The sequence below is a fragment of the Candidatus Cloacimonas sp. genome, assembly GCA_039680785.1.
Classification (GTDB): domain Bacteria; phylum Cloacimonadota; class Cloacimonadia; order Cloacimonadales; family Cloacimonadaceae; genus Cloacimonas.
In genome coordinates this window covers 1-11,378 of the sequence record JBDKSF010000027.1, presented here as the reverse complement: position 1 = coordinate 11,378, position 11,378 = coordinate 1, and the positions used below count along the sequence as shown (strand labels likewise).

The 11,378-nt window shown below is 36.2% G+C and carries 9 protein-coding genes; 7 read left to right on the top strand and 2 right to left on the bottom strand.

Going from position 1 to position 11,378, the window contains the following annotated elements:
* Window positions 1–528 precede the first annotated feature (528 nt).
* Together ABFC98_01690 and ABFC98_01685 are read right to left on the bottom strand one after the other, a co-directional pair.
* Window positions 529–2,175 (bottom strand): YgiQ family radical SAM protein, encoded by a 1,647-nt coding sequence (locus ABFC98_01690; GenBank protein MEN6444741.1) that lies wholly within the window; start codon window positions 2,173–2,175, stop codon window positions 529–531.
* 65 nt (window positions 2,176–2,240) lie between these two features.
* A complete protein-coding gene (locus tag ABFC98_01685; GenBank protein MEN6444740.1) occupies window positions 2,241–2,453 on the bottom strand; it encodes a cold shock domain-containing protein in 213 nt (70 codons plus the stop codon).
* A gap of 413 nt (window positions 2,454–2,866) precedes the next feature.
* Between ABFC98_01685 and ABFC98_01680 the strand changes: the two genes are divergently transcribed.
* The 7 genes from ABFC98_01680 to ABFC98_01650 all read left to right on the top strand — a co-directional run.
* Window positions 2,867–3,223, top strand: a complete 357-nt coding sequence (locus ABFC98_01680; GenBank protein MEN6444739.1) for a response regulator — start codon at window positions 2,867–2,869, stop codon at window positions 3,221–3,223.
* A complete protein-coding gene (locus tag ABFC98_01675; protein ID MEN6444738.1) occupies window positions 3,223–4,122 on the top strand; it encodes a hypothetical protein in 900 nt (299 codons plus the stop codon). Before ABFC98_01680 ends, ABFC98_01675 begins: the two co-directional genes overlap by 1 nt.
* Window positions 4,123–4,218: 96 nt before the next feature.
* Entirely contained in the window at window positions 4,219–5,163 is a 945-nt protein-coding gene (locus ABFC98_01670; protein MEN6444737.1) for a D-alanine--D-alanine ligase, read from the top strand.
* A 2-nt stretch (window positions 5,164–5,165) separates the two neighbouring features.
* Window positions 5,166–6,281: a hypothetical protein gene (locus tag ABFC98_01665; protein MEN6444736.1), complete on the top strand. Its 1,116-nt coding sequence runs from the start codon at window positions 5,166–5,168 to the stop codon at window positions 6,279–6,281.
* Window positions 6,282–6,296: 15 nt separating this feature from the next.
* Window positions 6,297–6,977 (top strand): FecR family protein, encoded by a 681-nt coding sequence (locus tag ABFC98_01660; GenBank protein ID MEN6444735.1) that lies wholly within the window; start codon window positions 6,297–6,299, stop codon window positions 6,975–6,977.
* 11 nt (window positions 6,978–6,988) lie between these two features.
* The gene (locus ABFC98_01655) at window positions 6,989–9,373 is read left to right on the top strand and encodes a hypothetical protein (GenBank protein MEN6444734.1); all 2,385 of its coding nucleotides are present in this window, start codon (window positions 6,989–6,991) and stop codon (window positions 9,371–9,373) included.
* 213 nt (window positions 9,374–9,586) lie between these two features.
* Window positions 9,587–11,378, top strand: a 1,792-nt coding sequence (locus tag ABFC98_01650) for an adenylate/guanylate cyclase domain-containing protein (GenBank protein ID MEN6444733.1), incomplete at its 3' end; no start/stop codon positions are given.

The following is an 11,378-nucleotide window of genomic DNA, read 5'->3' as shown; positions in this document are numbered from 1 at the left end:
TTGCTTGCAGTTTATGTTGAACTTTGCATAATTTATTATCTCCTAATTTGATATATATATAATTAATGATTTTGCCAGAAAGAATCAATCTGCTATAAAACTTAGATCCTTATTTTGTTGCGATTCTAAATGATATAAGCTTATTGTCAAGCACTTTCTTTATATATTTTGCATCTCTATCTCTCTATTTATCAATAATATACAAATCACTAAATTTACCTCGACGCTAATTTCTCTTTTTGCCCCTTTTTCCCTTCCTTTTTTGCCCTAATTTGACGCTTACTTTTAGCAGTTATAAAACTGATTAACAAGCCGTAACCATCCCGTATTTTGATATGGGTTGGTTACGGGAAGGTTATCAGCTGCAGAGCGGATTAAAGTAAGGAATAAAGAAGACCAATTTAGCTCTGCCGATTACGATAAAATATAGTTGAACTTCTGCCTAACTTGTTAAAGACAATATATGTAACAACTATATATAAGAATTGTATAGATATTGTATATTAATGTAATGTGTAAACTTAGTATCTATATCTTATTTAGAATTAAATTCTTCTGCTTGCGAACTTCTGATGGTTTTGGGATATAAATTGGTTCTCCTGTTTCATAATCCAAGCCAGTATAATACATACAAGTGGAAATACTCATTGGAGTGGGCGTGAATTCCTGCACTTGCTCTACGGTTAATTTATTCTTTATTAACCAGTTACGAAGTTTGTATGTATCATCCAGTGTCGTTCCCGGATGCCCGATAATAAGATAAGGTATGATTTGTCTTTTTATGCCTGCTGCTTTGGTAAAGTGATAAAATTTTGTGCAAAATCTCTCAAAGGAATCAATATCCGGTTTTCCCATCAGGCGAAGAATCTTGGGGACAGAATGTTCCGGAGCAAGTTTTAAACGGCCTCCAGTATATTTTGTCGCGATTGCCTCTATATATTTGTCATCCGTTAAAGCCATATCATGCCGAATCCCCGATGCGATAAAAAGGTGTTTGATCGTAGGTAAGTCCTTTATTTTATTGAGAACTTTTAGATGAGCGGATTGGTTAATCACTAAATTGGGACAAATTTGCGGAACTAAACAGGACTTTCTATTACAAGTATCCGGAAAATTTTTGCGGCAATAGGAAGCATACATATTGGCTGTGGGACCTCCGACATCGGAAATTGTACCATTGTGTTTTTTGGCTTCCGCTAATAGAGATGCCTCTGTTCTGGATTGAATTTGCCGTCCTTGATGACAAGAAATTGCACAAAAATTACAGCCACCATAACAACCGCGATGAGAAGTGAGGGAATCCTTTATCTGTTCGAAGGCGGGAATTTTTTTTCCTTGATAAATAGGATGCGGTTTATATTCAAAAGGCAGAGCGTAAATAGCATCCATTTCATTGGTAGTCAGCGGTTTTCGCGGAGGGTTATGTTTCAGCCAACGCCCTGCATTTTTTTGATAGATGACCTTTGTTCTATAGTTTTCTTCAAATATCTTGGTCATTTGATAAAAGGTATTCTTGTCCGAACATTTTTCGGCTTCTGGTAAAATGACATCATTTTCGGAAGGAGGAAAGGCAGTAAAAACAACCGAGGAAGGCAAATCTTGAATGGCAGTGATTTTTTCTCCCTTCTGCAATGCAATGGCTAAATCCGTTACAGGCATCTCACCCATTCCATAAATCAAAAAATCTGCTTTACTATCTGCCAGAATACTGTTGCGAACTTTATCTTGCCAAAAATCGTAATGAGCAATTCTGCGTAAAGATGATTCTATACCTCCAATTACAATTGGAACATCTTTATACAGACGCTTTAAAATATTGGTATAAATGATGGTGGCACGATTGGGTCTTTTTCCCATCTCGCCATTGGGGCTGTAAGCATCATTATTGCGAATTTTTTTTTGGGCTGTATAGTGATTTATCATAGAATCCATATTGCCTGCAGTAATACCAAAAAATAAACGCGGTTTTCCTAAAACGGTAAAATCTGAATCTTTGTTCCAGTCGGGTTGAGCAATAATGCCAACTTTAAAACCGGAAAACTCTAAAATGCGTCCAATAATTGCTGCGGCAAAACTGGGATGATCTATATAGGCATCTCCGCTGATTATAATGATATCAACGGCATCCCAACCTCTTTGTTTAAGATCGGATTGATTTATAGGAAGAAATGACATCGTTAAAAAAGGGGTAAGAACATATTATTTGTTATTACCCCTGAAAAAAGTTAGGCAGTAATCGTTCAGGGATTAACCCTGATAATATTGATTGCCTGAATTCCTTTGTCCGTTTCCATTAGGTCAAAAGTAACCAATTCATCCTGCTCTAAAACTTTCAGTTCCCGGGGAGAATTAGTGACGATAGATTTCCAATGGACAAAGTATTCTTTGTTATCTTCTGTAATAATAAAGCCATAACCTTTATTCTTGTTAAACCATTTAACTTTTCCTTTCATACTCACCTCGTATTATTTTTCTGAATTCCATCAAAAATAAATGCTCAATTATGTCAACTACAAAAGTAAGAAAATAAAATAGCATAGCTTTAAATAGGATATTGGGAAATTTAAAAGAGTTATGTGCCAGAGTGACTAAATATGCTGTGTGAAACAAAAAAAGCCATAAAACAATGAACAGCTGGAAAATTATCTGACTAACCAAAACTGTGTGGTAACCTTAATTTATCTTTTCATTTCAGCTCTCAACTTTTATTTACTGCTAATTTATTTATAAATAGGCCAATTGGCATCTATCATTTATGGTATATGGTTCCATATTTGGCACTCGCTTCAGAATTTTTATATTGACGATTTTACCTAATGGATTATTATGAAATCATAAGATAATATTCGATACGATTGGAGTTTTTATGAAACCAAGAATTCTTTTGGTTGATGATGACAGATTGCTGCGAGAAGTTATTGGCGATTTTTTATATACACATGGATTTGAAGTAGATTTAGCTGAAGATGCCTATTATGCTTTGGAAAAATTTGAACCGGGCAAATATCATCTGGCTTTAATAGATTATATGATGCCCGATATGAATGGATTAGAACTTATGAAAATCCTTCTGGAAAAGGACCCTAATCTATTTTGTTTGATAATGACAGGTTACCCTACTGTAGATAATGCTTATCAATCTATTATAGACGGCGCTTCAGATTATATTGTAAAGCCCTTTGAACTTAAAGAACTGTTGAATACTATCAATGCTTATGTATAATGATTGAACTTGAATTAACCAAGCCAGCAGAGATATCCAAACATCCTTTAAATGTTTGGAGCAAACCTATTTTTATGCAAACCGTGGCTGATTTAAATGGTTATAACCCTTATCATTTGGTTTGCTATAAAGGAGAAAGTCCAGTTGCCGTGCTACCTCTGTATGGAAAAAATGTATTTGGTCTGCGTATTTTCAAGCATCCACTTTTGTCATATTATCAAGGACTAAATCTGTGGCTGGAAAAAAATGCGCCGGCAGCGCGAAAATTACTGGAAGCGTTAGAAATAACGCAAGCAATGGCTAAATATTTGAAACTAAACTTCAAACGCATAAAACTGATGTTATCACCCGATACTTTGGATGTGCGTGGATTTATTTGGCAACAATTTTCGGCAATGCCTTATTACACTTTTGTGCATAACTTCAAACATAATATAGTGCCTCTGCCGGATGAACGCAGAAAAATATCCTTAGCTGAAAAGCAAATGTATAACTTTGAAGAAGGTTTGGCAATAGACACATTTATAGAGTTACTAAAGCATACTCATAATCAGAAAAAATGGGAATCAGGGATCAATTTTCAAGATCTGAGCTCATTCATCAGTATTCTTCATTCTGCAGGAATCGCATATCAAATGAATCTGCTGAAGGATAAAAACATCATCAGCAGCAATATTTTGCTAAAAGACAGCCAGAAAGCTTATACGATCTTTCGGACTACTGAAAAAGAAGCATTAAAAAATGGAGCAAGCTGCTTACATACGCTAAAATTAATCGAATATTTAAAGAACGAAAATCTGCAGGAACTTGATTTCTGCGGAGCTAATAAACCTGATATAGCCAGGTTTAAAGCTGCTTTGGACTTAGAATTGAAGGTCTTTTTCCGGATTTGCTCCTAAATATTATGCAAAGAGAAAAAAATATCTTCGTTTTCCGGTCGGATAATAGTTATTATATAAGTATGAGCCAGGCAGCTTAAGAAAAAGGAAATTTATATGGAAAAAATTGTTGTTTTGAAAGGAGGGACTTCCCCTGAACGAGAGGTCTCCTTGGTAAGCGGTTCTGAAATAACTGCAGCTTTGAAAGCTATGGGCTATTTAGTTACCGAAATGGACCCTGCTGACTATCCTTATTTATCTGATTTTTTAGCTGCGTTACAAAAAGAACAGCCACTTCTGGTTTTTAACGGTTTACATGGAGGAAGCGGAGAAAATGGTGTTTTACAGGCAACATTGTCTCTTGCGGGAATAAAACATACTGGCTCAAACTTCAAAGCAAGCTGTTTAAGTATGGATAAATATATTTCCAAATTGATCGCCATCGGCGAAGGAATTCCTGTTCCTAAATATATAATGATGCGAGAAGACCTTTTGGAGGACTATCAAGATACGGAAGATTATTCTGGATTTTCCAATCAATTGGGTCTGCCAATAATAGTTAAGCCAAACGATTCTGGTTCTTCCGTAGGCATTAGCAGAGTGGAAAATTTGGAAGATTTGAAACCTGCCGTGCAAAAAGCAAGGCAATATTCTCATAGTGTTCTTTTAGAAGAATATATACCCGGCAGAGAGTTAACAGTTACCATAATTGATTCAGAAGCTTATCCCGTGGTAGAAATAAAGCCCCTTGAGGGTTGGTATGATTACACAAATAAATACACACACGGAAAAACAATCTATGAAGCCCCTGCCGATCTGGAAGAAACGGTTGCTAAACTATTACAACTTTATGCATTAAGGTTATGGAAAGCATTTGGCTTAAGCGGTTATGCCAGAATTGATTTTCGTTACGATGATGTTAAACCCTATTTTTTAGAAGTGAATACTTTGCCCGGTATGACATCTCTTTCTTTAACTCCTATGTCCGCTAAAGCTGCAGGAATGTCTTTTCCGGATTTATTAAAAAAAATAATCAACATTACCATCAATGAAAGGAGGTAAAAATGAAACGCCTGCTATTTATCTCAGGTATCATTTTGTTGCTGCCGTTTATTTGTGCAGCACAAGCAAATCTGCAAGTTAATTTTATGCCCAGTATGATTAAAGTAAATAGTTTTAACACAACGAGTTTTGATCCTATGGATCCGGGAAGTCAACCCATTATAACTACTCTATCCATTCATAATCCGAATCCAACTCCTACTCGCATAGACCTGAAAGTTGCCATCTACTGGAATAATTTACTGTTAGCTCAAACAGTTTTCTGCAGTAAAGAAAACTATACTTTAGGTTCCTGTCGTCTGACAAATCGGGATTTGATAACTACTGAACCAAATCCTAATTTTGAATTCAAAGGTGGTAGTTCCGGCTTATCCTTAGATGATATTTTAAATGCCAGCTCTACTTTAAAATCAGCTATCCTTGCTGGTCATTTTCCTGATGGAGAGTTTAGATTTAAAGTATGGGTGCGCGAATTTGATTATGCGTCTTGGGAAGGAGAAGATAATTCACCTTCGGCAGAATTTAAAATAATCATTCAAAATGCTGGCAATATTACTTTGCTTTCTCCCGGAATTCCTATCGGACAAATTCCCGTTAAAGTAAGTGGATTGCCCATAACTTTTTTATGGAATTCTCAGTTAACTGGATTTAATGAGTATAAACTTGTCATTCGTGAATATTCTCCAGAAAATAGGCCTACCATAAATAATGTGGAAAGAACGGGAACTGTCTTTTATGAAACACCCGTAGGGAAAAATGAAAGCAGCGGATTTTCCGATTTCTTACCTTTTGCTGATGGAAATTATTATGCTTGGAGAGTATCAACCTCTATGGTAAACGAATATAATCCCATAATGAGAAATGGCGATAGCAATGAATTATTTAGCGAATGGTTTATTTTTCAATATGTTTCCGAGCAGGAAGCCAATAACGCTGTTTCAGAATTTCAGGCACATCTTAATATGCTGCAAAATAATACTTTGCAGAATCTTCAATTAAGTGGTTATATTCCTGTAGGAGTCGTCATCATCAACGGTAGAACCTATAGTGGATTGGAAGCCATAAATTTAATTGATGCTTTGCAAGGTCAAGACATCTCAGTTGAGCTGAAGAATTAATGAAGGAGGCATAAAATGAAAAGATTATTACTAATTGCATTAACAGTCGTTTTAGCTGCAAGTTTGTTTGCCGCAGAAGATTCCGTAGCTTTGATTTCTGCCTCTAAAGGTAAAGTTGACTTACGCAGAGCGACAAAAGTAGTTCCTCATAAGACCGGTGACTTTTTACTAAACAAAGATGAAATCAAAACCGGCGGAGAGTCATTTGCCGCATATAAATATATAGATGGCTCCTCAACTGTAAAGGTCTTTGCCAATTCCGTCGTTAGAGTTATTGCCTCCACGCAAAATAAAAAACTCGCTAAAAAAGTGGAACTGGATAAAGGCAGTATCTATACTCAAATAAAATCCAATACAGGTCCTTTTTCCGTAGAAACGCCAACTACGGTTGCTTCAGTAAAAGGAACCGCTTTTTTAACAGAATTTGATGAAAATGGACAATCCACTTTCATTGTCACTGAAGGAGAATTAGCGCTGACAATATTAGAACAAAAAGAAACACAATCAGTTAAAGCAGGAAACACGGCAATTATTCAAGCAGATGGCAGCTATGAAATTAATCCCAGCACAAAAGATGACATTCTGAAAATCGAACAAGCAGAGATTGCCTCCAAACAAGAACAAGAAAATAAAAAAATGAGCATACCCGTTGTTGGACCCGATGGACAAACAAAATACATAGAAATTACCTGGTAGAGGATATAATTATGAAACAACAACTACTACTGATAATTTTACTGTTGCTGAGTGCACAGTTTTTTGCCGTTTCTTTACTCCACATCAGTCCGCAGACATATACTTTCAACCAAAAGAATGATTTAAAAGTGGAAATCCAACAGGGTTTAGGCGATATAGACAATATCAAAGTGATGTATAGAATAGATAAAGAAGAACACTGGTTTAGCGAAAATATGAAACAGGATGGTCCCGGCTCTGTCTATTTTACCGCCACTTTACCTGCTAAATATTTAACTACCAGGACAATTGAATATTATTTCGTGGTAGAACTGAAACAAGGAACCAACGAATATTTTCCGCCCCAAAATGAGACCGTTCCCAATTATACTTTAGAACCAGATATTGCTTTTGGAGATGCAGATCCCGGTTTTGTTCTCCTTACCAATGAGCCCATAACCTCCGCAGAAGATGGTTTTATGCTGGTTGTATCTTTTTTTGCCATAGCTGACGAAATTGATCCTGAGACCATTGAGGTCTGGGTAGATGGTAAAAATGTTACATCTCAATCTAATATAAGTTCACCTCTTATCATATATAAAGACAATAAACCTTCTGCCGGAACGATCAAAAGTTTAGTGCGCGCCCAAAAAGGTAAACAGCAGATTCATTCCGAGATTTGGTCAACGGAAATATTGCCAGTTAATAAATTTGCCCAAAGGATTAACTATGAAGGCGATTTGAACTTTGCTTCCAACTATTATGATTATTCTGATGCAGATGCCATCGGCTTAACAAAAAGCAATGCTTCCAGCTGGGCAGATTTGTATGCCAATTATGGAAAGATTGCTCTGCAAACAGACCTCTATCTTTCTTCCCTTGAACATCATAACAGTCAATCTGTTAATCGTTATACCATCGGACTAAATATCCCCCATTTGGATTTCTTTGCAGGTGATTATGCCCCTGCTTATAGTCAATTAACTTTTCACGGGCAAAATATTAGAGGCATATATTCCCGGCTATACACAAAATCAGTATCGTTATCTTTTACGCAAGGAGAGACAGTTCGTAAAACCACCAATGAAAGAGATGTTGATATTGATGTAGATGGAATTCAGAAATCTGGAACCTTTAAACAAGAAGCATCGGGAACTCGCATTCAATTTGGAAAAGAAAATTCCTTCATAGTTGGATTCAATCTTACCCATCATAAAGACGAAATAAGTTCTCTGGATAGCACTTATTATAAATATGAAACAACCGATGCTGAAGGAAACGGCACTACCGTTTATTCCACTAAAGCCCAAGAAAATGCTGTTTTGGCAATGGACACTCGTTTAAGCATCCCTGAACAAAATATAATTCTCGGAGCCGAAGTTGCTGCCTCATTACTGAATTCTAATATTATTCCGGGTGCAATTTCGCAAGAAGAGTTGGAAGAGTATTTAGATCAAGACATCCCTGTTAATCCACAAGATTTTAGTGATTTATTCGTGATCAATAAGAATATGATTCCTTTAATTCCGAGCCGTGCTAATATTGCTTGGCTGGCATATTTTAGAACCATCATTTGGAATAATCTGTTAAACATTCAATATGCTGAAACAGGATCCGCTTTTACATCTTTTGGAGCAAATTATCAAATGCAGGATAGCAGAGTTATTTCTGTTACGGATAATTTCAATATCTCTCGCTTTTTCATTATGAGCGCAGGATTGAACATAATTGAAGATAACTTATTGGAGCACAAAAGCGAAACCAACACTACCAATTCTTGGTATCTACAATCCATTCTTCGTCTGCAGAAAATTCCATATTTAAAGATTGCCTATTATAATAACTTAAGCGAAAATGAAGAGAATGAGGAAATTGAATCTGATTTTCAGAAAAGGGAAAATAAGTCCCATAGCATAATCTTCGGAATCGGTTATAACATTACTCAAATTCCCTATGTCCCCACTCAATTTGATATCAGTTATAAAATAGGTGCCGATAACAGTAAACAGGCCAGTGAAGATATAACCGATAACGAAAACAACGGTTTAAGTTTAACAATGTTGAATCGTTTTGATATGATACCTCTAACTCTGCAATATGCATTGTCATTTGCCACTAACAAAAATCTTCTTGTTGCTACCGACAGAAAGAACAAATACAGCAATATTATGTTAGGAGCAAATTACAGTTTACTGGAAGAAAGAATTATACCTTATTTTAATTTTCGGACAGCTTCAACAGGGGGAGCTCTTAAATATACTAATTATGCAAATTATACTTTAGGAGTGGAAGCATATCCAACTCAATCGTTTAGCATTAATACCAGTATCGGATTAGCCACCTACATTAATATGCCCGGTTCCGGCTCCGACTATAATAATTTTATTTGGAGAGTTCTGCTAACTCAGCGGTTCTAATAAAAAAACAATGTTTAAACTATTATTACTGCGTTGGCCAAGCATTTTTTATGCTGCGCAACGAAGTATGCCCCCTTTAGGGAAGAAGATACCATAACCACTTTTTATTATATGAGCTGGCGAATTTCGCTTCAGCAAATGCTTTGCCCATTTGGAATTTGCCAGCCCTTTTATTGGTAATTACATTATTCAAGGTTAAGTTTCGAGGACTATATGCAAATTAAAAAAGTTTTGATTTACCTTGCCATTATCCTGATATTGGTAAAAATCATCTTTGCTTTTCCTTTTTTTAACAATTTGGAAAGCAAAGCACAAGATTTGCTTTTTAAAATGAGAGGGAAAATACCCGTAGCGGAAGACATTGTAATCGTCGCCATTGATGATGCCAGTTTCAGCGCTTTAAACGAGACCTGGCCATTCCCAAGAGCATATCATTCCAAATTGATTGAGAACCTAAATAAGGCAGGAGTAAAACAAATTGTTTTTGATGTGGAATTTACAGAAAATTCTTTGCCGGAAACTGATTATAGGTTGGCTGAAACAGCCGATAAATATAAAAATGTAATTTTTGCCGGAAAGATTTTGCCTGCCCAACATCCCGGGGAACCAACTCAAATGATTCCTCCTATTGAAGCTATTATTGATTTTAAGTTGCCTTGGGGAATTGTAAATATGTCTGCTGACCCGGATGGTTTCATTCGCAAATATACCCTATTTGAAAAGTTCGACCAGAAAAATATTTACAGCATTGGTGTTGCCTCCGTAGCAAACTCAAGAGTATATCAAAGCGCTTGGGCTGATTATATTAAGGTTAATAACAAGGCATTAAATTTAACCGATAAAAAAATTCCCATCGTCGCTAAAAACAAATCACTAATCAATTTTCGAGGTCCCGCGGGAACTTTTCCTACCATATCTTACGCCAGTGTTTTGGATGATTCCACCTTTTTTATGCCTGGCTACCAAGGAGCTGAATTAAACGAATTTTACGATGTGGTCAATAGTGGAATCCTGAAAGATAAAATAGTTTTAGTGGGAGCCACAATTGATGAATTGCATGATAAATTTCCAACTCCTTATGGCGGGGACTGGACTCCGGGAGTAGAAATTCAAGCAAATTTCATTGATATGGTTTTAGCGGGGAATTATCTAAAAAAACTTAATTTCTGGCTCTATTTACTGATAGAAATTGTTTTGCTTATTGGTTTGTGGTTTCTGTTTAAATTGTTAAAACCACAGTTCTCAGCCATTGCTTTGGTTGTTTTAATAGTTATTTTGTTATTGGGTGCTTTTTTGCTATTTAGTAAAGCCGGAATCATCTGTCCATTGGCTCAAACGGTCACTCTGCTTATTTTTATTTATGTTGCCAGCATCGTAAATCACTATTTGGATACTGTGAAAGAAAAACGCTTTATCAGAAACGCCTTTCAACAATATCTCGCTCCGGAATTGGTAAATCAATTGCTTACCAATCCAAAGAATCTGAAATATGGTGGCTCGCTGCAAGAAATAACCGTTCTTTTCTCTGATATCCGCAATTTTACGCCCTATTCTGAAAACCATTCACCGGAAGAGACAGTTAACATTCTACACGAATACCTCACGGAGATGGTTAATGTCATAATCCAAAATCATGGTATTTTGGATAAATTTGTGGGCGATGAAATAATGGCTTTATACGGAACCCCGGTTCCTTTACCCAATCATTCTTTGGATGCCTGTAAAACTGCTTTGCAAATGAAAGAATGCCTTTCCCACCTGCAAGAAAAATGGAAAAACGAAGGTCGCGATATTTTTGAAATCGGAATTGGCATCAATACCGGCAAGTGTGTTGTGGGAAATTTGGGCAGTGAACAAATCTTTGATTATACTGCCATCGGTGATACCGTCAATTTAGGCGCACGCTTGGAAGGATTGAATAAGGAATATGAAACACACACTCAGATCATCATCAGTGAATATACTTATGATAAAGTAAAGGACTGGGTAAATGTTAATTATATTG

Bases quoted from the DNA above. Each gene is read 5' to 3' on its own strand.
- ABFC98_01690 (MEN6444741.1), bottom strand. From the start codon at position 2,175: ATGTCATTTCTTCCTATAAATCAATCCGATCTTAAACAAAGAGGTTGG.
- ABFC98_01685 (MEN6444740.1), bottom strand. From the start codon at position 2,453: ATGAAAGGAAAAGTTAAATGGTTTAACAAGAATAAAGGTTATGGCTTT.
- ABFC98_01680 (MEN6444739.1), top strand. From the start codon at position 2,867: ATGAAACCAAGAATTCTTTTGGTTGATGATGACAGATTGCTGCGAGAA.
- ABFC98_01675 (MEN6444738.1), top strand. From the start codon at position 3,223: ATGATTGAACTTGAATTAACCAAGCCAGCAGAGATATCCAAACATCCT.
- ABFC98_01670 (MEN6444737.1), top strand. From the start codon at position 4,219: ATGGAAAAAATTGTTGTTTTGAAAGGAGGGACTTCCCCTGAACGAGAG.
- ABFC98_01665 (MEN6444736.1), top strand. From the start codon at position 5,166: ATGAAACGCCTGCTATTTATCTCAGGTATCATTTTGTTGCTGCCGTTT.
- ABFC98_01660 (MEN6444735.1), top strand. From the start codon at position 6,297: ATGAAAAGATTATTACTAATTGCATTAACAGTCGTTTTAGCTGCAAGT.
- ABFC98_01655 (MEN6444734.1), top strand. From the start codon at position 6,989: ATGAAACAACAACTACTACTGATAATTTTACTGTTGCTGAGTGCACAG.